Origin of the sequence: Pseudomonas sp. NFPP25, from assembly GCF_900116505.1 — a bacterium.
Lineage (GTDB): Bacteria > Pseudomonadota > Gammaproteobacteria > Pseudomonadales > Pseudomonadaceae > Aquipseudomonas > Aquipseudomonas protegens.
Window position 1 is genome coordinate 1 of sequence record NZ_FPBG01000002.1, and the last position, 22,578, is coordinate 22,578.

18 protein-coding genes and 1 rRNA gene are annotated in these 22,578 nt (G+C 64.5%); 9 read left to right on the forward strand and 10 right to left on the reverse strand.

Annotated features, from left to right (window positions below):
* Nucleotides 1-129 precede the first annotated feature (129 nt).
* The 4 genes from rrf to BM382_RS06915 all read left to right on the forward strand — a co-directional run bounded on the left by rrf (nucleotide 130) and on the right by BM382_RS06915 (nucleotide 3,959).
* Nucleotides 130-245 (forward strand): 5S ribosomal RNA (rrf, locus tag BM382_RS06900).
* A 148-nt stretch (nucleotides 246-393) separates the two neighbouring features.
* Nucleotides 394-1,053, forward strand: a complete 660-nt coding sequence (locus tag BM382_RS06905; protein ID WP_015637045.1) for a paraquat-inducible protein A — start codon at nucleotides 394-396, stop codon at nucleotides 1,051-1,053.
* Nucleotides 1,040-1,663, forward strand: a complete 624-nt coding sequence (locus BM382_RS06910) for a paraquat-inducible protein A (protein WP_072442464.1) — start codon at nucleotides 1,040-1,042, stop codon at nucleotides 1,661-1,663. Before BM382_RS06905 ends, BM382_RS06910 begins: the two co-directional genes overlap by 14 nt.
* On the forward strand, nucleotides 1,656-3,959 hold the full coding sequence (locus BM382_RS06915) for a PqiB family protein (protein ID WP_053153853.1): 2,304 nt from the start codon (nucleotides 1,656-1,658) through the stop codon (nucleotides 3,957-3,959). Before BM382_RS06910 ends, BM382_RS06915 begins: the two co-directional genes overlap by 8 nt.
* A 155-nt stretch (nucleotides 3,960-4,114) precedes the next feature.
* Here BM382_RS06915 and mksF read toward each other — a convergent pair whose 3' ends face one another.
* Genes mksF through mksB form a run of 3 tightly spaced genes read right to left on the reverse strand, consistent with a single transcriptional unit; the run spans nucleotide 4,115 to nucleotide 8,929 of the window.
* On the reverse strand, nucleotides 4,115-6,958 hold the full coding sequence (mksF, locus tag BM382_RS06920) for an Mks condensin complex protein MksF (protein ID WP_015637042.1): 2,844 nt from the start codon (nucleotides 6,956-6,958) through the stop codon (nucleotides 4,115-4,117).
* A complete protein-coding gene (mksE, locus tag BM382_RS06925; protein ID WP_015637041.1) occupies nucleotides 6,955-7,662 on the reverse strand; it encodes an Mks condensin complex protein MksE in 708 nt (235 codons plus the stop codon). Before mksE ends, mksF begins: the two co-directional genes overlap by 4 nt.
* The gene (gene mksB, locus BM382_RS06930) at nucleotides 7,652-8,929 is read right to left on the reverse strand and encodes an Mks condensin complex protein MksB (RefSeq protein ID WP_041120711.1); all 1,278 of its coding nucleotides are present in this window, start codon (nucleotides 8,927-8,929) and stop codon (nucleotides 7,652-7,654) included. Before mksB ends, mksE begins: the two co-directional genes overlap by 11 nt.
* A 179-nt stretch (nucleotides 8,930-9,108) precedes the next feature.
* Here mksB and BM382_RS06935 point away from each other — a divergent pair, with 179 nt between their 5' ends.
* Together BM382_RS06935 and rimI are read left to right on the forward strand one after the other, a co-directional pair.
* Nucleotides 9,109-9,909, forward strand: a complete 801-nt coding sequence (locus BM382_RS06935) for a hypothetical protein (RefSeq protein ID WP_015637039.1) — start codon at nucleotides 9,109-9,111, stop codon at nucleotides 9,907-9,909.
* Nucleotides 9,906-10,358, forward strand: coding sequence for a ribosomal protein S18-alanine N-acetyltransferase (gene rimI, locus BM382_RS06940; RefSeq protein WP_011063479.1), 453 nt, complete (start codon nucleotides 9,906-9,908; stop codon nucleotides 10,356-10,358). The genes BM382_RS06935 and rimI overlap by 4 nt, the downstream gene beginning before the upstream one ends.
* 138 nt (nucleotides 10,359-10,496) lie before the next feature.
* On the opposite strand, the gene BM382_RS06945 is transcribed toward rimI, so the two are convergent.
* Nucleotides 10,497-10,829 (reverse strand): hypothetical protein, encoded by a 333-nt coding sequence (locus tag BM382_RS06945; RefSeq protein WP_011063478.1) that lies wholly within the window; start codon nucleotides 10,827-10,829, stop codon nucleotides 10,497-10,499.
* A gap of 155 nt (nucleotides 10,830-10,984) precedes the next feature.
* On the opposite strand from BM382_RS06945, the gene can reads away from it, so the two are divergent.
* Nucleotides 10,985-11,629: a carbonate dehydratase gene (gene can, locus BM382_RS06950; protein WP_011063477.1), complete on the forward strand. Its 645-nt coding sequence runs from the start codon at nucleotides 10,985-10,987 to the stop codon at nucleotides 11,627-11,629.
* 113 nt (nucleotides 11,630-11,742) lie between these two features.
* Here can and BM382_RS06955 read toward each other — a convergent pair whose 3' ends face one another.
* From BM382_RS06955 to BM382_RS06975, 5 genes are all read right to left on the reverse strand, one after another.
* Nucleotides 11,743-12,915, reverse strand: coding sequence for a hypothetical protein (locus BM382_RS06955; RefSeq protein WP_019093569.1), 1,173 nt, complete (start codon nucleotides 12,913-12,915; stop codon nucleotides 11,743-11,745).
* Nucleotides 12,916-13,031: 116 nt separating this feature from the next.
* Nucleotides 13,032-14,753: a J domain-containing protein gene (locus BM382_RS06960; RefSeq protein ID WP_072442466.1), complete on the reverse strand. Its 1,722-nt coding sequence runs from the start codon at nucleotides 14,751-14,753 to the stop codon at nucleotides 13,032-13,034.
* 11 nt (nucleotides 14,754-14,764) lie between these two features.
* A complete protein-coding gene (locus tag BM382_RS06965; RefSeq protein ID WP_011063474.1) occupies nucleotides 14,765-16,462 on the reverse strand; it encodes a molecular chaperone HscC in 1,698 nt (565 codons plus the stop codon).
* 192 nt (nucleotides 16,463-16,654) lie between these two features.
* Nucleotides 16,655-18,358, reverse strand: coding sequence for an acid phosphatase (locus BM382_RS06970; protein ID WP_015637036.1), 1,704 nt, complete (start codon nucleotides 18,356-18,358; stop codon nucleotides 16,655-16,657).
* Between the two features lie 186 nt (nucleotides 18,359-18,544).
* The gene (locus BM382_RS06975) at nucleotides 18,545-19,963 is read right to left on the reverse strand and encodes a short-chain fatty acid transporter (RefSeq protein WP_011063472.1); all 1,419 of its coding nucleotides are present in this window, start codon (nucleotides 19,961-19,963) and stop codon (nucleotides 18,545-18,547) included.
* A 115-nt stretch (nucleotides 19,964-20,078) separates the two neighbouring features.
* Here BM382_RS06975 and BM382_RS06980 point away from each other — a divergent pair, with 115 nt between their 5' ends.
* Both BM382_RS06980 and BM382_RS06985 read left to right on the forward strand, forming a co-directional pair.
* A complete protein-coding gene (locus tag BM382_RS06980) occupies nucleotides 20,079-20,312 on the forward strand; it encodes a hypothetical protein (protein WP_041774476.1) in 234 nt (77 codons plus the stop codon).
* 4 nt (nucleotides 20,313-20,316) lie between these two features.
* Entirely contained in the window at nucleotides 20,317-21,705 is a 1,389-nt protein-coding gene (locus BM382_RS06985; RefSeq protein WP_072442468.1) for an aminotransferase-like domain-containing protein, read from the forward strand.
* Here the strand turns inward: BM382_RS06985 and panB are convergent.
* Nucleotides 21,693-22,520: a 3-methyl-2-oxobutanoate hydroxymethyltransferase gene (gene panB / locus BM382_RS06990; RefSeq protein WP_011063469.1), complete on the reverse strand. Its 828-nt coding sequence runs from the start codon at nucleotides 22,518-22,520 to the stop codon at nucleotides 21,693-21,695. The genes BM382_RS06985 and panB overlap by 13 nt on opposite strands.
* Nucleotides 22,521-22,578: the final 58 nt, after the last annotated feature.

Consider the following 22,578-nt stretch of genomic DNA (forward strand, 5'->3'; position numbering starts at 1 on the left):
AAGCAATTTGCTTAAGAAGCGAGTTGCGGTGTGTGAAGACGATACAAACCGAAAGTTTGCAAACACACAAATCTATTACATACCCATTCGCTGGCACGTTGCACAAGCAACGGACTGGCTACCGAATTTCTTGACGACCATAGAGCGTTGGAACCACCTGATCCCATCCCGAACTCAGAAGTGAAACGATGCATCGCCGATGGTAGTGTGGGGTTTCCCCATGTGAGAGTAGGTCATCGTCAAGATTAAATTCCGAAACCCCAACTGCACATGCAGTTGGGGTTTTGTTTTTGCGCGCGAAAAAATTGCTCTTATTCGCAAACAAATTTGCACAGTTATTTTCGGATTGGAACACTAGAATAACCGTTACTTTCTCCACTCCCAGAGCCTTCTATGCCAGAACCGGTTGACGCCCCCGGGTTGTCAGAATTACCACTGGACGACCTGGTTGCCTGCCATGAATGCGACTTGTTGATGCGCAAGCCCAAGCTCGCCCTCGGTGAGAAAGCCCAGTGCCCGCGTTGTGGCTATGAGCTCTACGCGCACCGGCACAATGTGGTCGAACGCAGCCTGGCCCTGGTGATCGCGGCCTTGTTGCTCTATGTGCCGGCGAACTTTCTACCCATCATGCAGCTCAATCTACTGGGACAGTCTTCCGAGGACACGGTCTGGAGTGGTGTGCAGGGGCTGTTCGACACCGGGATGGAAGGCGTGGCGGTGGTGGTGTTCCTGTGCAGCATGGGCATTCCCCTGCTCAAGTTGATTTGCCAGCTTTTAGTCCTGCTGAGTATTCGTTGGGACATCGGCCGCAGTTACGGCCTGCTGCTCTATCGCATTTATCACCATCTGCGCGACTGGGGCATGCTCGAGGTCTACCTGATGGGGGTGCTGGTGGCCATCGTCAAGTTGGCCGACATGGCATCCATTACCGTGGGCCTGGGCCTAGTGTGTTTTATCAGTCTGTTGTTGGTGCAGGTCTGGCTGGAGGTGGTGATGTCGCCTCACCAGATCTGGCAAGCGTTATCGGGAGAGGACATACATGCGGGCGATTGAGGCAGGCATTCTGATCTGTACTGAATGCCACGAGTTGAATCGGCAGGAGGCTGACAGCGAAGAGCAGACCTGCACTCGCTGCGGGGCCATGGTTCATCCTCGTCGCCCCAATAGCATACTGCGCACCTGGGCGTTGCTGATCACCGCCGCGATCCTCTACATCCCGGCCAACGTGCTGCCGATCATGACCGTCAGTTCCCTGGGCCAGGGTGACCCCAGCACCATCATGTCCGGGGTCATCCAGCTGGTGCAGCACGGCATGTTTCCCATCGCTGCGGTGGTGTTCGTCGCCAGTATCCTGGTGCCCACCTTCAAGCTGGTGGGCATTGCCCTGTTGTTGTTTTCGGTGCAACGTCACCAGCCGCTCTCGGCCCGACAGCGGATCATCATGTACCGCTTTATCGAGTTCATCGGCCGCTGGTCGATGCTGGATATCTTTGTCATCGCCATCCTGGTGGCGGTGGTCAACTTTGGCCGGCTGGCCAGCATCGAGGCCAATCTCGGTGCGGTCGCCTTTGCCAGCGTGGTGATTCTGACCATGCTGGCTGCAGTAACTTTCGATCCCCGACTGATCTGGGATAACACGGAGTCGGACGACGACCATGAGTGATTTGCCTACCGCCAAAACCCGCCCGGCCTCCAACTGGTCGGCTATCTGGGTATTGCCCCTGATTGCCCTGATCATCGGCGGCTGGCTGGGCTGGCGTGCCTACAGCCAGACCGGTATCGAGATCCAGTTGCGCTTTGAAAGCGGCGAGGGGATCCAGGCCAACAAGACTGAAGTGGTCTACAAGGGCATGCCCGTAGGTAAGGTCAAGACCCTGGCTCTGGACGATGAGGGCAACTCCAAGGGAGTGATTGCCACGGTCGAGATGAACAAGGACGTCGAACAGTACCTGAAGACCAACACCCGCTTCTGGCTGGTCAAACCCAGTGTCAGCCTGGCCGGGATCACTGGCCTGGAAACCCTGGTCTCGGGCAACTACATCGCCGTCAGCCCCGGGGATGGCGAGCCGAGTCGCAAGTTCAAGGCCCTGGCCGAAGAGCCTCCTTTATCTGATGCCAAACCGGGCCTGCACCTGACCATCAAGGCCGAGCGCCTGGGGTCGCTGAACCGTGGCAGCCCGGTGTTCTACAAGCAGATCCAGGTTGGCCAGATCAAGAGCTTCCTGCTCTCCGAAGACCAGAACACGGTAGAGCTCAAGGTCTATATCGAGCCCACCTATGCCAATCTGGTGCGCAAACACACACGTTTCTGGAACGCCAGCGGCATCAGCATCGACGCCAACCTGTCGGGGGTAAAAGTACGCAGCGAGTCCCTGTCCAGCATCGTCGCCGGGGGGATCGCCTTTGCCACGCCGGAGAATCGCAAGGACAGCCCGCCCACCGACCCAAGCCTGCCGTTCCGTCTGTATGAGGACTTCGACGCCGCCCAGGCCGGGATCCGGGTCAAGGTCAAGCTCACCGATTTCGAAGGCCTGCAGGCCGGGCGCACCCCGGTGATGTACAAGGGCATCCAGGTGGGTAGCCTGAAGGCCCTGAAGGTCGACTCCGACCTGAGCAGCGCCACCGCCGAGCTGACTCTCGATCCCCTGGCCGAGGATTACCTGGTCCAGGGCACCCAGTTCTGGACCGTCAAGCCTTCGATCTCCCTGGCCGGCATCACCGGTCTTGAGGCCCTGGTCAAGGGTAACTACATCGCTATCCGTCCCGGCGACAAGGGCGCCGCGCCCCAGCGCGAGTTCGAGGCCCGGGCCAAGGCCCCGCCGCTGGACCTGCGTGCCCCCGGCCTGCACATGGTGCTGTTCACCGACAACCTGGGGTCCCTGGATGTCGGCAGCCCGATTCTCTATAAACAGGTCAAGGTCGGGTCGGTGCAGAGCTACCAGTTCTCCCACACCCGCAAGCAACTGGTGATCGGCGTCCACATCGAGAAGGAATATGAAGGCCTGGTCAACGGTTCGACGCGCTTCTGGAACGTCAGTGGCATCACCCTGACCGGGGGCCTGAGCGGTGGTATCCAGATCAAGAGCGAGTCGCTGCAAAGCCTGATGGCGGGTGGCATCGCCTTCGAGACCCCGCTGCCCAACGTGCCGCTGAAAAAGCGCATTCCACGTTTCCGCCTGTTCGCCAACCAGGAGGAGGCGGCGCAGCGCGGCACCCTGGTGAGCATCAAGGTTGATCGCGCCGACGGCTTGCGGGCCGGTACGCCTGTACGCTTCAAGGGCCTGGACGTGGGCAAGCTGGAAGAAGTGACCCTCAGCGCCGACATGCAATCGGTCATGCTCAAGGCGCGGATCACCGAAGTGCCCGAGCGCATCGCCCGGGTCGGCAGCCAGTTCTGGGTGGTCAAGCCGGAGTTGGGCCTGATGAAGACCTCGAACCTGGAAACCCTGGTCACCGGCCAATACATCGAGGTCCAGCCTGCGACGAAGAGCCAGGGCGTGCAGACCAGTTTTGTCGCCTTGCCGCAACCGCCGGAAGCCAGCGTTCAGGAAGCCGGCCTGAGCCTGGTGTTGAGCGCTGCTCGGCGTGGCTCGCTGAAAGTCGGAGTGCCGGTAACCTACCGCGAAGTGGCGGTGGGCAAGGTGACCGGTTACGAGCTGGGCCAGACGGCCGATCGGGTACTGATCCACATCCTCATCGAACCCAAGTACGCACCGCTGGTTCGCAGTGGTACGCGCTTCTGGAACAGCAGTGGATTTGGTGTCGACTTCGGCCTGTTCAAAGGGGCGACGGTGCGTACCGAATCCCTGGAGACCCTGATCCAGGGGGGGATTGCCTTCGCGACGCCGGATGGCGAGCGCATGGGCAACCCGGCGCGGCCTCAGCAGACCTTCCCGTTGTTCGACAAGTTCGAAGAGGAATGGCTGACCTGGGCACCGAAGATCCCCCTGGGCAAATAACCTTCTTGTAGGAGCCGGCTTGCCGGCGAAGAGGCCCTCAGCCCTGCGTCGCGCCAGAGGACGCCTTCGCTGGCAAGCCAGCTCCTACAGCAGCCTTCCCATAAAAAAGGCCGCGCTCGGAAGAGCGCGGCCTTTTTCGTTGCAGCGTTACGAAATCAGACTTCGTCCAGCTCCGCTTCTGCTTCCGGCTCTGCGTTCAGCACGGCCTTGACCTGATCGTGACGACGGATGAACTTCCAGTCGGCCTCGTCGATGTAGATGCCGTTCGGTCCGCTGCCACCTTCCAGGTCGATGGCCACCTGGGCCGAAACCTGGGGCTTCACACTGGCCAGGATTGGCACGAAGCCCAATTGCAGGCTGGTTTCCAGCAGCGCCGCCTGGTTGCGCTCGTCGATGTCCGCCGCCTCGTCGAGGTAGTAAGGCAGGCGGATGCGCCCGGCCTGGTCGCGGTCCATCAAGTGCAGCAACAGGTACATGTTGGTCAGCGCCTTGATGGTCATGGTGGTGCCGTTGGACGCCGCGCCATCGATGTCGGTGTGGATGACCGGCTGGCCGTTGACCTTGGTGATCTCGAACGCCAGTTCGAACAGGTCCTTGAGGCCCAGCTGGTTGTGGTTGGCCGCCACCAGCCGCGCCAGGTACTCCTTGGCTTCTTCGTTCTTGTTGTCCTGCTCGGCGCTCTGGCTCAGGTCGAACACCGACAGGGTCTCGCCTTCTTCGTATTGCCCGGCGCTGTGGATGATCTGGTCGATGTGCTTGAGGGCTTCCTTGTTCGGCGCCAGGACGATGCGGAAGCTCTGCAGGTTGGACACCTGGCGCTTGTTGATCTCGCGGTTGAACAGCGCCAGTTGGTGTTCCAGGCTGTCGTAGTCGCTGCGGATATTGCGCAGGGTCCGGGCGATATCGGTGACCGCGGCGCGGCGCGCCTTGCCCAGGGTCAGGGCTTCGTCGGTGCGGTGGGCATAGGCGTTGATCAGCAGCTGCAGGCGCCGCTCTACGTCATCCTCACTGTCGAACTTGGCCACGCCCTTGAGGCGCACCTGGGCATACAGCGCCTCGATCTGCCCGTCGACCCGCTGCAAGCCCTGCCAGCTGTCCTGGTAGTCGTTGAGCAATGGCAGCAGGTTGTCCATGGAGTCGTCCACCGGGTCCATGAACGGCGTACCGAAGGGCAGGTCTGCCGGCAGCAGCTGACGGCGACGCAGAGCGTCGTCCAGGGTGCGCTGCTTGGCTTCCATGTCGGCGATCTGCCGGCCCACCAGTTGCAGCTTCGCGGACAACTGCTGGACGCGCTCGGTGAAGGCGTCGCTGGAGCGCTTGAGTTCGTCCTGGGCGGCCTCCATCTGTGCCAGCTGCTCCAGCTTCTCGCCTTCCTCGGCGCTCAGAGTCTGAGCGCGGCGGAAGTCTTCCAGGGCCTTCTGGGCATCCAGTACCTGTTGGTACAGGGCTTCGGTCTGGGTCTTGCTCGCGGCGCGGTCGGCGGCCACGGCGGCCTGGGTCTTGAGCTGCTTGAGCTCTTTTTCCAGGCGTTCTTTCTGATCCCGCAGGGCGGCGCGGTCGGCCAGGGCCTGCAAGGCTGGCGGTTCGATGTGGGAGATGTCGATCGACAGCCCCGGCACTTCGAAACGCTCGCCCTTGAAGCCGTCAAGGATCAGCTCCACCGACTTCACCCACTCGCCGTTGTCGTCCAGGGCAATGCCGTGTTCGCCCAGGGGCAGGCTGAACAGCGCACTGTTGAACAGGCGCATCAGGCGCTCCACGTCCTGCTGGGAGAACTCTTCCCGCAGGCGGGCGTAGCTGTTGTTGTCGGCATGATCGAGCTGCTGCTTCACCGACTTCAGGCGTTTTTCCAGGTCCCGCAGGCGCTCTTCCAGGTCTTCGGCGGAGAATTGCCGGGACTGGGCCAGGGCGCCGGCCAGTTCGTCGTGAGCATCCTTGGCCGCCAGCAGTTGCTGTTCCAGGACCTTGACGTCATCCACCAGGGCGAAGCGGTGCTTGAGCACCGACAGCTCACCCAGCCAGCGCTGGGTGCCGGTGATTTCCCGCTCCAGGCGCATCATTTCCTGGGTGCTGCTGCGCTGGTCGTTCTGCAGCGCGTCCTGCTCGTTGCGGTAATGCTCGGCCTGGATGGTCAGCTCTTCCTTGCGGGCGCCGGCGTAGTCCGACCAGGTGCCCAGCAGCGAGTCCAGCAACGGCGACAGGCGATGCAGCTTGCCCCGCAGAATGTCCCGCTGCTTCACGCCGTTGGCCAGGGCCTCCACCAGGGGGCCGGCGGCCACCAGGGAGTTGTAGTCCTGCTCCATGCGTCGTACGTCGCGGAAAGCTTCGTCGCACGCGGCGATGTAGTCGACGCTGCCGGAGCGCAGGCTGTGCTCGAAGGCGTCGAGGAACAGCTGCTTGAGCTTGGCCGCGGTGATTTCGCGCATGTGCAGCAGGTTGATGAACAACGCGCGGAAGGTCTTCAGGCTCTGCTCGCTGGTGGAGCGCAGCGGGATCAGGGTCAGGTCCAGGGGGATCGAGGTGTGGCCGCCCACCAGCAGGCGCCGCAGTTCATCGGGCTTGAGCTCATAGGCCTTGAGGCCCTGGCGCTCCAGGTTGGTGAACAGCTCTTTCTGCCGCAGGCAGGTGTCGTCCTTCTGGTAATGCGCCAGGTCCAGCTGCCCGGCGTAGGCGAAGAACTGGTGGCCGAAACCGCCGCCCGGGCCGCGCCCGACCACGCCGATCACATGGGGGCCGTGGGGCAGCGAGACTTCCACCAGGATGTAGCTGGTGTCGGAAGCGAAGTAGAAGCGCCGGGATTGCTCCAGGCTGTACTTGCCGAAGCTCATGTCCGACATGCGCGCCAGAATCGGGAATTGCAGGGCGTTGATCGACGCCGACTTGCCCAGGTTGTTGGCCCCGTACACCGACAGCGGCTCTTCCAGGGGGAACAGGCCGAGGCTGTAGCCGGCGGTGTTCAGTAGGGCAAAGCGGCGGATGCCGTAGCGTTCCTTGCTCATGCGTCGAGCTCCTGTTCTTCGGCGATGGCTCGGGCCAGCGCGTCTTCTTCACTTTCTTCGGACTCGTCGAATTCGCTCAGGTCCAGCGGGTCATCGGTCTGCAGCAGTTTCTCGTCGCTGTCGTTGTCCACCAGCACCGGGGTCGGCAACGGCAGCACGCTGTGCAGGCTGGCGGCCAGGTCGCGGTCCTGCTGCACCGACAGGCAGACATCGAGGAAGCGGTGCATCGGCGGCAGGAAGCGATAGATCCCCGGCTCCTCGGCGGCAAAACCCAGCTGGGTCATGCGGCGCATGATCTTCTCTTCCAGCTCTTCCTGGGTCTGCACTTCGGCCTGGATGAACAGGTCGCGGTATTTTTCCAGCAGCGACGGCAGTTCGTCGCGGCCCAGGCTGCCGCCGTCGAGCACGGCGATCGGGTCGCGGCCCTGGTCGGCCAGGTGCTCCACGAGGATGAAGGTGAACAGCGCCAGGCGCTGGGCGGTCTTGTTCACCTGGGCGGCGGCGTTGTCCGGCACGAAGTAGTAGAAGCCGCGGGTATCGCACACCAGCTCGAAGCCCAGGGCCTTGAACAGGGTGCGGTACTGGTCCTGGAAATTCGACAGTTGGGCGTACAGCTCCGGGTCGCGGCGGCTGACGTGGTAACCCTTGAACAGCTCGCGGAAGATCGGCGCCAGCTGGGACAGTTCGGAAAGATCAAGATGCATTGGCGTTGCTCGCAGAATGCTCGGCGGCGTCATCGCGGGCCGAGAGCAGGGCGAAGGAGCGCAGGCTGACCTGGTGCTCCTGGGTGTGGTAATCGCGGCGTTCGAGGCGCTCGCGCTTGAAGCGTTTTTCCCGGGACAGGCGCGAGAACCAGTACAGCAGTTCGTCGGTGGCGCCATCGGGCTCCTGGTCCAGCAGCCAGCTCATCAGGTCCGGCATCGGCAGGGCGTCTTCGCAACGTTCGAGCATTTCCCGGACCGTGCGCGGCGCCTTGGGGGCCACGCCCTTGTGGGTCTTGTGGGCCTTGGGGAAGCGCGCGGGCTTGGGTTCGAAGCGGGCCAGGGCGTAGACATAGGCTTCCACCTGGCCGGAGCTGCCGAGGAAGGTGCTTTGCGGACGGGTGAACATCGGCATGGCGGCCTGGGGCACGGCGTCGATGCCCTTGCGGCGGATGGCCGACAGGGCCAGGGCCGCGCCGCGGGTCACGGCGTTGTGACGGCGCGCCTCCTCACGCAGCGGCAGCAGCAGTTCCCGGGCATGGCGCAGGGTCAACTGGGCGCTGGTCTGCATTTCCAGGATCCGCGCGTGGGTGCGCAACAGCATGTCGTCGTCCACCAGGTGGCCCAGGCGCTGCTGTTCGGTGAGCATGCGCAGCAGGACGTTCTCCACCTTGCGCACGCCCTGTTCGAAGGCGCCGTCGGCGTTCACCAGCTGGATCATCGGTTCAACGTATTCGTCCCAGGTGGCCAGCACCTCGGCATAACGCTGGCGCAGGGGGATCTGCCGGTCGCTGGTCTTGGCCCGCTCGGCCACTGCCACCAGGGCCTGTTCGTCGTTGGCGAGCTTCTTCAGGACATCGCGCACGCGCATGTCCAGCAGCCGCAGCTGACGCGCCAGGTCGTTGCCGTCGCGCACGTCGAAGGCGTCCTGGATGTAACCGGCCAGGCGCTCGAGGTGGCGCAGGTAGGCTTCGATTTCCAGGCACAGGCCCAGGCGGTGTTCACGGCGCAGGTAAGCGAGGAAGTCGTGGATCTGCGCATTGAGCTCGAAACGGTTCGGGCTTTTCGCCACCGGGACCAGGATGTCCAGGCGTATCCATACGTCCAGCAGGTGGGTGATGTCCTGGGGCGTGCTGTCCAGTTGTTGGGCAGACAGCTGTGAACGCAGTTCGGCAAGACTCAGGGTGCCTTGGTCGAAGTGCTCGCACAGCGGCTCCAGAAGTGCCCAGTGTTCGGCGAGGGCGCGCAAGACGCGCTTGGGTTCGATCATCGGAATGGCCGGCTGGTTGGCAATGAAAAGCGGCGATTGTACTGCATCAGGGGGCTGACGATTCACCCCCAGGTCCAGGTATGAGACGGACAGTCGCTTTTGTGCGCAATCAACTGCGGGCGATCTTCGGCGAAGGACGGTAGAATCCCCCTCCTCAGTTATCCACAAGTGGCCGACCTTTGCTTATCGAGTCCCGTCGTCGCGCTTATCTGTCCGCCATGCAGGTGGTCAGTTGGCTGCCGCGCAGCGAATTGCCCTTTGCCGCCCCTTCGCGCCCCGAGTTGCTGGCCCTGCCGGAACCGGAGGTGGAGGCGCCGCCTGCCCCTGTGGTCGAGGCCAAGGCCCCCGCGGCGCCGGCGGCAAGGAACGTCGAACGGCCGAAGATCGAGGTGCCGCGCCCCTCCACCGCCCCTGCGCGCCCAGCCAGCAAGGCGCCGACCGAGGGCGAAGAGGCCCCGGCCCCGGTGGTCAAGGCCCCGGTGGTACCGCCGCCGCGTTTTGCCCTGCAGTTGCTGCGGGCCGGCCGTTGCCTGCTGCTGGTGGAGTTACCCACAGGCGAAGCCTTCCAGAGCCGCGACCCGGCCTACCTGTTGCTCAAGGACATGCTGCGCGCCGCCGGCCTGCCGGACAGCCCGCAGATCCTCGCCGAGCCGGTGCGCTGGCCGATGCTGACCCGGGGCAACCTGGACCAGGGCCCCGAGGCTGCGCGGGATTTCGTCCAGGCCTTTGTCGGCGTGCGGATCGAGCAGGAACCCTGTGTCTGTCTGTGGCTGATCGGCCTGCCGGCGGTGCGATTTGCCGGCGAGGCGAATGCCGAATCCTACAACCGCGAACTCCAGGTCGAAGGCCTGGGTTCGGCCTGGGCCCTGCCTGGCCTGGAACTATTGATGGAAGAGCCACAGCGTAAGGCTGATGTCTGGCAAGCCATGCGTCGCTTGATGACGCGCTGGAAAAGCACTGATGAGCAAAATGACCAATGAGTGACGCGTTGACCTTCCGCCTGGCCACCGAAGCGGACCTGGATAGCATCCTGAAAATCGAATATGCGGCGTTCAGCCACCCCTGGACCCGGGGCATTTTCATGGATGCCTTCAAGTCCTACGAGGTCTGGCTGATGTTCGAAGGCAGCCAGCAAGTGGGCCACGGGGTGATCCAGGTGATCATCGACGAAGCGCATCTGCTGAACATCACCGTCAAGCCGGAAAGCCAGGGCCGCGGCCTGGGCCTGCGGTTGCTGGAAGAGCTGATGAAGCGCGCCTACCAGAAGGACGCCCGGGAGTGTTTCCTGGAAGTGCGCTCCAGCAACCAGACCGCCTATCGGTTATACGAGCGTTATGGCTTCAATGAAGTGGGGCGCCGCCGCGACTACTATCCGGCGGTAGGTGGTCGCGAAGACGCCCTGGTCATGGCCTGCACGCTGGTCGACTGAGCCTCTAACCGCACGCGGGCCGCTGTAGGATCTGGCTTGCCAGCGAAGGCGCCATTCGGGGCGATGCACGGCTTGAGGGCCTCTTCGCCGGCAAGCCGGCTCCTGCGGGAGAGCGCGTCATTGAATGCGGTGCAGGGCTCAGGGCTTGCCGTCCAGCGGGTCGCGGCGGGCCAGTTCGGCTTCATCCAGGCCATTGCCGCCACCAATGTTCTCTTCTTCGACAATACTCAGGTCCCAGTCGGCCGGTTTGTCGGCACCGGCCTCATGGGCGGAGCGGGCACCGTCTTCGCGGATCAGGGTTTCCGGGCTCAGGTCATCATCGCTTGCACCGTCGTCCGTGACGCGGTTGCTGGCGCGGGCGGCGGGTTCGTCGTCATCGAAATGCAGCTCCTCCATGGAGCCCATGCGGTCCTGATCGTCGTCGATGGGTTCGGGCTGGGGGGCGTTGTAGGGGCGTCGTGATTCGTTCATGGCGATTACTCATACTTCGGGACTGGATAAAGGGTGGACCCTTGCACGCCCCTGAAGATTCCCCCGCAAGGGATGGCCGGTATCTGTAGCAATAGGCGTGACCTCGACGGGCGGCCGTCTGTCAAACCAGCGCATCATTCTTGAGGCTTCACAGCATGAACGAACTACAAGATCTGATTGATAACAACGAGCGTTGGGCCGAAGCGATCAAGCAGGAAGATCCGGACTTCTTCTCCAAACTGGCTCGCCAGCAGACCCCGGAATACCTGTGGATCGGCTGTTCGGACGCGCGGGTGCCGGCTAACGAGATCGTCGGCATGCTGCCGGGCGATCTGTTCGTGCACCGCAACGTGGCCAACGTGGTACTGCACACCGACCTCAATTGCCTGTCGGTGATCCAGTACGCGGTGGATGTACTCAAGGTCAAGCACATCCTGGTTACCGGCCACTACGGCTGTGGCGGCGTGCGCGCCTCTATGCAGGATCGCCAGCTGGGCCTGATCGACGGCTGGCTGCGTTCGATCCGCGACCTGTACTACGAGCACCGTGAAGCGCTGGGGCAGTTGCCCACGGAAGAAGAGCGGGTCGACCGTCTGTGCGAGCTGAACGTGATCCAGCAGGTGGCCAACGTCGGCCATACCAGCATCGTGCAGAACGCCTGGCATCGCGGGCAGAGCCTGTCGATCCACGGTTGCATCTATGGCATCAAGGACGGTCGCTGGAAGAGCCTGAATGCCACCATCAGCGGCTTCGAGCAGTTGCCGCCGCAGTATCGGCTGCGTCCGGTGGGCGCGGTCTGATCGTCGCTGGCCGCAGGCGGCGATAGAGCGCAGGCTTGCGGGCTCTGTCAGAGCACCGCGACCCTGCGGGTCGATCGCAGCCTGCGGCAGCGGCTACAGGTTGAGGGGCCGGCTCAGAGGTGCGGTACCTCGGTGCTTGGCGCCGGTGCCGGGGCCTTGAGCTGGTTGAGCTGGGTCTTGACCGGTGCACTGGTGCATTTGGCCGCGGCTTGCTGCTCGCTCAGCTTGCGCACCGAGGTGTAGAACAGCTCGCAGGTCTGCACTTTCTGCGTCACCTGCCAGGTCTGGGTGCAACTGCTCAGCAGCGTACTGGGATCGGTTCCCGGCTTACTGCCCATGCCGGCCTGCCAGCAGGCCGCGCTCAGGTCCTGGCCCATCACTTTCAACCCCGCGGCATCGGCCTTGGCCTGGTCATCGTCGTAGTTCGCCGGGTCTGCCGCGTACCAGATATAGCTCGGGTGGTTGGAGCCCAGCACCGGCACCTTGACCCCCTCGCTGGGGCTGATCTGTGCCAGGCCCAGCACATTCACCGTGACCCCGTACTGCTGCTTGAGCCAATTGCGCACCGGTGCGCCGAAGGCCACCATCGGCAGGGCCGCGCCGCTGGTGCTCTGGCTGACCTGCCTGACCATGCTGGTCTGGTAGCTGTTGAAGTAGCTGTAGACCCCCTCCAGGTCCTTGCCGGCACTCGATGGCGCGGCAATCGGCGCGATGTCGACGATGGTCTGGTAGGCCGGGGTCTGCTCGGCGGCGATGCCGTTGGCCGTCAACAGGGTTGCCCAGCGGTCGGTGGTGGCCGACTCCAGATAGTCCTGGGCCTGGGTCAATGAATAGTCCGGCGGGAAGTGCAGCAGCTCGACGCTCTTGCGGTTTTCCAGGGCCATGCCCAGGGGCAGGAACAGGTACCAGCTGTAGGCCCATTTGCCATCGGCATTGAGCTGGCTGGCGCCCTTGTAGGCCAGGTCGCCGGCATCCAGCAGGGCACTCAGGGGCTTGTCGTAGCCGTCCGGCACACCGCTGATGGAGGCCAGGACCTTGTCGCCGGTGGTCTTGACACTGACTTTTGCAGCGCTGTAGCCGTCACGCTGCACGCTCTGGGTCAGGTAGTGAGCCACCGTCTCCTCCAGGGTCCAGTTGCGATAGCAGATCACGTTGCAGTTGTTGGGGTAGGCGAAGAGTTGGGTGACGCGCTGGGGGCTGCCCAGATCGACTTCGACATCGGCCTGTGCCGTCGCGCTCAGGGCAGCAGCGGTCAGCGCCAGGGTCATTCCTGCGAATTTGAACATGCTCAGATCCTTTTCAGCGTGAACCCCTTCGAAGGGGGGAAGGACATACTGAAACAGCACCGAGCGGAGAAACAGCCGGGAGTGAAAAAATATCCATTGCCCCGGCCGCGCAGGGTTCAACCAGGCATGAGGCGCGTCCAGGGAAACCCCGGGGCATGGAGCTGACAGACCCGGATGACCACGATCATGACGACCAGATAGATCGGCTGCCAGGGGCTGAAGTGATTCCAGTGCAAGGCGCCCAGCCAGGGGCTGCGGGCACAGAAATCCGGGTCCGGCTGGCCGATGCGCCGCGAATGCAGCAGGCCGATCAGCACAAAGCCCAGGTAGGCCAGTATCCCCAGGGCCCCCAGCCAATAGCCGAACAGGCCCAGCATGACCGCTTGCGGCACCCCGTGGCGCAGCACCAGCCAGTGCTGGTGCGGATTCAGGCGCTTGGGCACCAGGCGCTCGCTCAACCACAGGTCGATGGCCAGCAGGCGGGCGATCGCAGGGGCCCAGGTGTTGAGCAGGATCAGCCCGAAAATCGCCAGGACACCCCCCCAGAACAGCCCCATCATCACTGCAAGTTCTTTGCTGTGTTGGGGCTTGTTCATGAAGTACAGGCTCAGGGCCAACCCCATGGCGACCCCTGACCTGATCCAGCTGTCCACGCCCTGCGGACGCGGCATCAGGTTCTGCCAGAAAAACACATCGCTGCGAGGCAGCCGCTCCAGCAGCGCCGGGAAACGCGAGGCCAGGGTCTGCGACAGCTCCATGCAGGCCTGCCAATGTTCGTCTTCGAAGTGCCGGGTCAGGGCGACCTGGCGACGTCGGGGCATGGGGTTCAGCAGCAGGCGAGCCGCGGCAACGTCCGGCGTCGCTTCGCCGGGTTCCCCGGCGTTGGCCAGCAGCTTCTGATAGAAGGCCTCCTGCTGGCAGCGCTCGATCAGCGACTGCCAGAGCCACGCCGGTTCAGGGGTGTTGCCACGGCTTTCGTCCCAGCCGAACAACTGGCATACCCGATCGAACAAGGGTACCTGCCAGGCTTGCTGCTGCAGCAACTGCAGCATTTCATGCTGCCAGTTCTGGCGATGATCGAAGATCCGCAGCCAGGGTTGTGCGCAGTAGCTCGTCAGGCGTTCGAGGAAGGCCCGCTCCTGGCCGGCTTGCAGCAACGCTTCCAGCGTCCGGCGGTATTCCTGCAATAGCGTCTTGACCAGGAATGCCTCTTGCCAGGCCTCCATGGGCGGTTGTTGCCAGGGTGTCAGCCAGTCCAGATGCTCGGCGGCCCAGCCGATGATCGCGGCGTATTGCTCGGGGTGGGCGCAGCACGCCACCAGCAGGCGCTGCAGGAAATCGTCCTCGCAGCCCTGCTGCCGAGCCTGTTGCCAGCGCTCTGGCAGGTTCTCGACGCCCAGCCCCTTGAGCAGCGGCAATGCGCTAGTGGCTGGAGCGGGTAGGGGGGCGGGATCCTGCGGGGCGGGCGGGACCCAGTCCGCCAGCGGTTCGACGGACAGCGGGACGTCTTCAAGCAGGCTGGCCCATTGCTGGGCCTGGGAAGGGCCCCTCGGCGTTGGCCGCGGGGCGGCCGCGTCCATCTCTATCAGGCCCGACCAGGCCTGCAGGTTGTCCGGGGGCGGTGCCTTAGTGGAGGCGGTCTGGATCACCGCGACTTCATCCGCGATCTCTTCCCGCCAGCGGGCCAGTTGCAGCGCCCGCTCATAGGCTTCACGCAGGCGCTGGAAGCCTTCGGCATCCTCGTCCGGACGGGTGATCTTCAACTGCCGGGCATAGCTGCGCTTGATGCTGCGTTCGTCGGCGTCCTCGGGCAACTCCAGCAGGGACCAGCAATCCATGTTGCCGCTCCTCAGTGCCAGTGGCCGTTTTCCAGGTGTTGCAGCTGTTCACTGAGCTGGCTGCGCACTTCGCGGATCTTGCGCTCGTCCTGGGTTTCCAGCACTTGCTGGAATTGCCCGGCCCAATAGCCGATCTGTTCGCGCAACTCCCCCAGGCTCTCCTGATACAGGCGTTCCAGTCGGGCGCTGAGCAGCGTGTTGACCTGCTGGTCGCGGGGGTGAATCTTCAATTGCGCCAGGGCCTTGAGGCGCTCCTGGATTTCTTCCGGAGTCAGCACGCCGGGGTTGTTTTCGATCACCAGGGAATGGCTTTCCCCGGTCAGCGGGATGCTCACCTGGGCTTCCAGCAGGCCGTTGATGTCGTAGGTGAAGCGCACGTCCAGCGAGACTTCGCCGGCGGGGCGCTTGGGCACGCGCATTTCCAGCTGGCCCAGGGCGACGTTGTCGCGCACCAGGCGGCTTTCGCCCTGGAAGATCTTCAGCAGCACCTGCTCCTGGTTGTCATGCAAGGTCTGCACGGTCTTGACCCGGCTTACCGGCACCACGCTGTTGCGCTCGATGATCGGCAGGTAGTGCCCGCTCTCGATCTGGTTGCCGTATTGCTGGGAGGTCTCGATCCCCAGGGTGTAGGAGCAGACGTCGGTCAGCACCACTTCTTCCAGGGCCGCTGAGCGTGCCTTGAGGGCCGCCTGGACCGCCGCGCCCTGGGCCACCACTTGGTCGGGATCGAGGCTGATGGAGGGAAAGCGCCCGAACAGCCCGGCCGCCAGCTTGCGCACCAGGGGCATGCGGGTGGCGCCGCCCACCAGGAGGATTTCATCCAGGTCGCTGACGCGGATCCGTGCATCGCGCAGGGCGCGTTCGATGGGCGCCCGCAGGCGTTCCAGCAGCGGCGCATAGAGGCTGGCCAGTTGCGCCTGGGTGATGGTCTGGGTCCATTGCCGGCCATCGACCCGCAGGCTGAATTCGGCACTGGGCTCCTGGCCGAGGGCGCGGCGCACGCGCTCGGCTTCCCGGCGCAGTGCCTGGAGCACGCTCTGGCGTTCGGGAAAGCCCGCGGCCTGGGCCTGCTGTTCGAGGAAGTGTTCCAGCAGCAGGTTGTCGAAGTCCTCGCCGCCGAGGAAGTTGTCGCCGGCGCTGGCGCGGACTTCCATGACCCCGTCGAACAGCTCCAGGATCGACACGTCGAAGGTGCCGCCACCGAGGTCGAAGACCAGGAACGAGGTTTCCCGGTCACGCTGGTGCAGGCCGTAGGCCAGGGCTGCGGCGGTGGGTTCGTTGATCAGTTTTTCCACCTTGAGCCCGGCCAGTTCGCCGGCAATCCGCGTGGCCTTGCGCTGGGCATCGCTGAAGTAGGCTGGCACGCTGATCACCGCTTCCTCCACCGGTTCGCCATAGGCCCGCTCAACGTCTTCCTTGAGGCTCTTGAGCACCAGGGCCGAGAGTTCTTCGGGGCGGTAGGTACGCTCCCCCAGGCGCACTTCGGTGGCGCTGCCCATGTAGCGCTTGAACAGCGCCGTGGTGAGCTGCGGGTGCGTGTGCAGGCGCTCCCTGGCGGCTTGCCCCACCAGGATCCGGCCTTCGTCGTCCAGGCCCACCACGCTGGGGGTGAGCAGTTCTCCCAGGGCATTGGGCACCAGCTCGCTGGCGGTTTCGCGCCAGACCGCGACCAGGCTGTTGGTGGTCCCCAGGTCGATACCTACGATCATGACGACGAACTCCCTTTCCAATCGGAAAACAGATGAAACAAATAGGTGGCGCGCAGGATATTACCCGCCGGGTGGATGGGTAAAGTGGGTGATGTTATATGGCTATCATTTGTGCCGGTGCCGCAGAACCGAAGCCGGGCTTGGGTTTCGGTTCTGCGGTGGCAGGTGGGCCCGTTGCGGGCCCGGCCGGGGTCAGGCCGTGAAGTGCAGGGCGTTGGTCAGGTCGCCCATGGGCTTCTGGCCCCGGGCGATCATGGCCTGGTCACGTTCCTTGATGCCGTCCAGGGTTTCCAGCTGGAACACCCGGGTGATCAGCCGCAGGATCGAGGCGGTGTCGTAGACCGTGTGGTCCACCGTGCCCTTGCGGGCGAACGGCGATACCACCAGCGCCGGAATCCGCGTGCCCGGGCCCCAGCGGTCGCCCTGGGGCGGTGCCACGTGGTCCCACCAGCCGCCGTTTTCGTCAACGGTGACGATCACCACCATGTTTTTCCACTGTGGGCTTTCCCGCAGCACTTTCAATGCCCGGTCGATATGCCGGTCGCCGGCGGCCACATCGGCATAGCCGGCGTGCAGGTTGAGGTTGCCCTGGGGCTTGTAGAAGGTCACCGCCGGCAGCTTGCCGGCCTCGGCATCGGCGAAGAACTTGTTGGTGCTCGACTCATCGCCCAGGCCGCCGTCGCGCAGGCGCTTGGCCCGTTCGGCGGGGTTTTCCGGGCCCTGGCGCACGAAGTAGTTGAAGGGCTGGTGGTGGTACTGGAAGTTGGGGATCTTGGGAATACCGCCGGAATCCTTGAACTGCTCCAGGGTCGCCTGCCAGGCGCCGCCGTACCAGGCCCAGTCGACGTTCTTCTTCGACAGCTTGTCGCCGATGTGTTCGTGGGTTTGAGGCACCAGTACGCTGGGCAGGTCCGGCTTGGCGTAGTCCGGGCGCTCCGGGTCGCGGATCCAGGTCGGCCAGTAGGGCGGGGCCATGGTATTGACCGCGTAACCGTCCGGGGTCAGGGCGCTGGGACCGAACTGCGGAGCGCCGTCCATGGCACTGGCCGGGGACTTGTCCAGGGGCTTGAGGCGGGTGCCCTTGGGGTCGTCGCCCTGCAGGGTGGCGATCTGCGACTTGGCCACCGAGTTGGCGGCATCGGGGTAGAACGGCACCTTGGCGCTGATCAGGTACTGGTGGTTGAGGAACGAGCCACCGAATGCCCCCTGGAAGAAGTTGTCGCAGAGCACGAACTCCCGAGCCACGTCCCACAGGCGCAGGGAGTAGCGGGTCTGGGCGTAGTGGCCCATGGTCAGGGCGCCGGAGTCGGCCCAGGCCACGAAGCTGTCGTTCTTGCCTCCGTTGATCTGCATCTGGTTCTGGTAGAACACGTGCCACAGGTCGCGGGTCACCAGGCCCAGGGGCAGGTCCTCGCCACTGGGCCCCTTGAGGGCGAAGGGGGCATTGGGCAGGTTTTCCTGGAACTGGGTTTCCACCGGGTAGGTGATGCCGTCCAGGGTCTGCGGGCCCACCTGGAGAATGCCGCCCCAGATCGGCGGCAGTTTCTGCAACAGGTTGCCGTCGCGGTCGCGCTGCTGGAAGTCTTCGGGCTTGAGGGCCGAGAGCGGTTTCTCCACCCCGGGAAAGTTGGCGAACAGGTTGTTGAAGCTGCGGTTCTCGGCGAACAGTACCACTACGTTCTTCACCTGCTCCTGCAGCGCCTTGTCCAGTTCGGCCGGGGACAAGGGGCGTTCCACCGGCGGTTTGCCTCCTGGCTCGCCGGGCTGGCCGCAGGCGCTCAGGGTGGCGCCGACCCCCAGAACCGCAACGCCGCCTAGGAAGCGGCGGCGGCTGGTATCGGCAGGCTGGTCGGTGGCGGATTCGGGGGTGTCGCGCAGGTCGGTATCGTCGCTCATGTCGGCTCCTTGCTCGGCTCTCTGAGGATTCGTTACAAAGTATTTCGGTCGCACGGTAACAACCGAATATGACGCAAAGGCTACAGGAATGCGGCACGGCCTGGCTGTCTGGGCCCTGGATAAATCTGCGATTGGGCCGACGGGCCGTTATCCACAGGCCCGCTGTGCAGCGGGCCTGTGGCTCTGTCAGGGAATGACCGGCGGCAGGTAGGACAGGGTGGTCCCCAGGGCCCAGAGCAGCACCAGCACCAGGGGCGCATGCACCAGCAACTGGACAAAGGAGAAGCCGATCAGGTCCCGGGCCTTCAAGCCCAGCACCCCCAGCAGCGGCAGCATGTAGAAGGGGTTGATCAGGTTCGGCAGGGCCTCGGCGGCGTTGTAGATCTGTACCGCCCAGCCCAGGTGGTACTGCAGGTCATTGGCCACCTGCATCACGTAGGGCGCCTCGATGATCCACTTGCCGCCGCCCGAAGGAATGAAGAAGCCCAGCACCGCCGAGTACAGCCCCATCAGCAGGGCGTAGGTGTCGTGGGAAGCGATCTGCACGAAGAAGGTCGAGATGTGGTGGGCCAGGGTCTGGCCATCCACGCCCTTGACCACGGTCATCAGCGCGGCGATCGAACCGTACAGCGGGAACTGGATCAGCACCCCGGTGGTGGTGGGCACTGCCCGGGCCACGGCATCGAGGAAGCTGCGCGGGCGCCAGTGCAGCAGGGCGCCGGCCATCAGGAACAGGAAGTTGTAGGTGTTGAGCCCGGAGATCGCGGTGATCGCCGGTTTGGTGGCGAACTCGTGATACAGCCAGCCGGCCGCCAGCAGCGCCAGGAGAAGGGTCAGCAACGGGCTGTATTCCAGCCATTCGCCAGGGCGGGTCCGGGGTTGCGGCTTGGGCATGCTGAAACTCGGGTCGACCCCGCAGGCCTGGGCATCCCGGGCGCTGCCGGGGCCGGGCGCCGTGGCGTAGGCGACGATCAGCGAGACCACCACCAGGGCCAGCAGCAGGACGCCGGATTGCCAGAGAAAGATGGTCTGGGTGAAGGGAATGACCCCGGTGATGGCCAGGATCGACGGTGGCAGGCTGCCGGGGTTGGCCTGCAACTGCGCCGCCGAAGACGACAGCCCCAGGGCCCAGACCGCGCCCAGGCCCAGGTAGGCGGCAGCGCCGGCGGCGCGGTAGTCCATGCGCAGTTCGGTACGCCGGGCCAGGGCCCGCACCAGCAGGCCTCCGAACACCAGGGACAGGCCCCAGTTGAGCAGGGAGGCGACCATGGAAATCAGCGCCACCCAGGCCACCGCCGAGCGGCCGTTCCTGGGAATGCGCGCCAGCTTGTCGATCAGCTTCACCGCCGGAGGTGAGCTGGCTACCACATAGCCGCCAATGACCACGAAGGCCATCTGCATGGTGAAGGGGATCAGGCTCCAGAAGCCGTCGCCAAACGCCATGGCGGCATCGGTGGGCTTGGCGCCCATGGCCAGTGTGGCCAGGGCAACGATGATCACCGCCAGCGCGGCGAACACCCAGGAGTCGGGAAACCAGCGTTCGGCCCAGTTCGAGCAGCGCAGGGCAAAGCGGGCGGAGCGGCTATCTTGAATATCAGCGGCCACGTGAGTACCTCGGATTTCTTATGTTTATAAGGAGGTCGGCCGCCCCAGGCAGAGGCGGCCGAGAACTGTGCAAGAATGCGGCAATTGCCACGGACTGCAAAGGATCTCAACGCCCATGTCATTTTCCCCCGAAGAACGCGCCGCACTGCTCAAGGTCAAGGGTGTCGGTTCTACCGTGGTCGCTCGCCTGGAACAACTGGGCATCACTTCCCTGGCCCAGCTGGCCGCCGCCGATGCCCTGCACATCGTCACCCAGGCTTCGGCCCTGGTGGGTTCCAGTTGCTGGAAGAACAGCCCCCAGGCCCGCGCGGCGATCCAGGCGGCGATCGCCATGGCCAAAGGCAACTGAAGCGGTGCAGCGCCACCCGTCTTTCGCCTATCAGGCGGTCTACCGCTACCTGTCGCAGTGGATCGACAACGCCGCCAGCGATCAGGAGCAACGCCTGCCGTCATTGCGCGAACTGGCGCAGCGGCTGAAGGTTTCCCTGTCCACCATCAAGTACGCCTACGCTCTGCTGGAAGACGAGGGGCGCATCTGTTCGCGGCCGCGCCAGGGCTATTTCACCCGGGCCCTGGCCGCCGCGACCGTGCCCGAGGCCGGTGAGGATCTGCTCGACAACCTCTATGCCCAGGCCCGCCTGCCGGGGCGCCTGGCGCTGTGCAGCGATGCGCCGGCGATGCTGCTGTCGCTGGAGCAACCCTTGCTGATGACCGAGCGCGAACTGGCCCGCCAGTACCCGCGCAACCAGGCACCGCTGTACCAGCCCCTGGGCGAGCAGGAGCTGCGCAGCGAACTGGCCCGGCGCTACACCTGCTCCAGCCGCGACTACTGGCAGGCCGACCAGGTGTTCCTGGGGGCCGATCTGCACAGCGTGGTGGAGTTGGCGTTGCGAGCGCTGGACCTGGACGGCGGCGTGGTGCTGGTGGAGTCCCCGTGTTCCTGGGCGATCCTGCGCCAGTTGCGGGCGGCGCGCCTGCGGATTATCGAGCTGCCCCTGGATGCCGGCGGGCGCTTCGATCTGCAGCAGGTGCAAGCGCTGCTTCAGCGCGAGCCGGTGCGCCTGGCGGTGTTCTCCTCGACGGTGAACATCCCCCACGGCAGCCTGATGCCCGCCGCCGACAAGCAGCAGCTGTGCCGCTGGTTCGCCGAGCGGGGGATCTGGCTGCTGGAGAACGACAGCTACGGAGCATTCAGCTTCGTGCCCGGCGCTGCTCGCTATCGGGATTTCGCCGATCCCGAGCGCCTGCTGGTGTTCGCCAGCCTGGACAAGGCCATCGGCGCCGAGGCGCCCTTGAGCTACGTGCTGAGCCGCAGCCTGGGCCCGGCCTTGCAGCGCCAGTGCCTGGAGCGGCGCTTTCGCCTGTCGCCGATCCGCCAGAAGGCCGTGGCCCGGCTCTTGAGTTCCGGTCGCGTAGACCAGCACGTGCTGAAACTGCGGGGCATGCTGCAACAGCGAATGAAGCAGTTGCAGCAACTGCTGGACGAGCAGGCCGGCGGGCTGTTGCATGCGCCGCTTGCCGCCGGCGGCGCGACCTTGTGGGTCGAAGCCAGGCGCCCGGTGCCGATGACCCGGGTCTACGAGCGCCTGCTGGCCGACGGCATCGTCATCGCCCCGGGGGCGATCTTCAGCCAGCAGGGCTTGTGGCAGCAGCACCTGCGCCTGAGCTTCACCCTGGACTGGAGCAAGGATATCCAGGGCGCCCTCGGGCTGTTGGCGCGGGCGGTGAGTCAGGCCTCCTGAACCACCCCATAACAATGCTGCAACTGCGGAAAGGCCTGCTCCCGAACCTCTGCGGCGAAGCGTTCGCAGGCCTGGCTGATCAGGGCGCCGGCATCGGCGTATTGCTTGACGAAACGCGGCACCTGGGGCCCGCCCAGCCCCAGCAGGTCTTCGGTCACCAGTACCTGGCCGTCGCAGGCCGGGGAGGCGCCGATGCCAATGGTCGGCATCGGCGAGAAGTCGCTGATGCGCCGCGCCAGGGGCTCCGCAACCCCTTCCAGCAACAGGCTGAAGGCGCCGGCCTCGAGGTGGGCCCGGGCATCTTCCTCGATCTTGCGGGCCGCCTCGCTGTCGAGCCCCTGGGCCTTGAACCCGCCCATCTGGTTGACGAACTGCGGCATCAGGCCGATATGCGCCATCACCGGAATGCCCCGCTGCACCAGGAACTCCACGGTGGGCGCCAGGGCCCGGCCGCCCTCCAGCTTGAGGGCGGCGCAACCGGTGCGGGCCATCACCTCGGCGCAATTGCGGTAGGCCTGTTGCGGGGATTCCTGGTAGCTGCCGAAGGGCATGTCGGCAATCACGCAGGCCAGGCGGCTGCCGGCCACCACCGCGCGGGTGTGGGCGATGATTTCCGCCAGGCTCATGTCCAGGGTCGAGGTGCGCCCGTAACCGACCATGGCGGTGGAATCACCGATCAGGATGAAATCCACGAAGGGGTCCATCAGCCGCGCCATGTGGCTGGTATAGGCGGTGAGGGAAACGATCTTCTGCCGGCCTTTCATGGCCACCAGTTGCGGGACGCTCAGGCGCTGGGTGCGGGTATGGCTGCTCATGACGACTTTCCTGATTCTGCTTGGGTGGGAAAGTGCCCGATTATTGGCCTGGCGCGCG

Coding starts and splice junctions, on each gene's coding strand:
- BM382_RS06905 (WP_015637045.1), top strand. CDS start 394: ATGCCAGAACCGGTTGACGCCCCCGGGTTGTCAGAATTACCACTGGAC.
- BM382_RS06910 (WP_072442464.1), top strand. CDS start 1,040: ATGCGGGCGATTGAGGCAGGCATTCTGATCTGTACTGAATGCCACGAG.
- BM382_RS06915 (WP_053153853.1), top strand. CDS start 1,656: ATGAGTGATTTGCCTACCGCCAAAACCCGCCCGGCCTCCAACTGGTCG.
- mksF (WP_015637042.1), bottom strand. CDS start 6,958: ATGAGCAAGGAACGCTACGGCATCCGCCGCTTTGCCCTACTGAACACC.
- mksE (WP_015637041.1), bottom strand. CDS start 7,662: ATGCATCTTGATCTTTCCGAACTGTCCCAGCTGGCGCCGATCTTCCGC.
- mksB (WP_041120711.1), bottom strand. CDS start 8,929: ATGATCGAACCCAAGCGCGTCTTGCGCGCCCTCGCCGAACACTGGGCA.
- rimI (WP_011063479.1), top strand. CDS start 9,906: ATGAGTGACGCGTTGACCTTCCGCCTGGCCACCGAAGCGGACCTGGAT.
- BM382_RS06945 (WP_011063478.1), bottom strand. CDS start 10,829: ATGAACGAATCACGACGCCCCTACAACGCCCCCCAGCCCGAACCCATC.
- can (WP_011063477.1), top strand. CDS start 10,985: ATGAACGAACTACAAGATCTGATTGATAACAACGAGCGTTGGGCCGAA.
- BM382_RS06955 (WP_019093569.1), bottom strand. CDS start 12,915: ATGTTCAAATTCGCAGGAATGACCCTGGCGCTGACCGCTGCTGCCCTG.
- BM382_RS06960 (WP_072442466.1), bottom strand. CDS start 14,753: ATGGATTGCTGGTCCCTGCTGGAGTTGCCCGAGGACGCCGACGAACGC.
- BM382_RS06965 (WP_011063474.1), bottom strand. CDS start 16,462: ATGATCGTAGGTATCGACCTGGGGACCACCAACAGCCTGGTCGCGGTC.
- BM382_RS06970 (WP_015637036.1), bottom strand. CDS start 18,358: ATGAGCGACGATACCGACCTGCGCGACACCCCCGAATCCGCCACCGAC.
- BM382_RS06980 (WP_041774476.1), top strand. CDS start 20,079: ATGTCATTTTCCCCCGAAGAACGCGCCGCACTGCTCAAGGTCAAGGGT.
- panB (WP_011063469.1), bottom strand. CDS start 22,520: ATGAGCAGCCATACCCGCACCCAGCGCCTGAGCGTCCCGCAACTGGTG.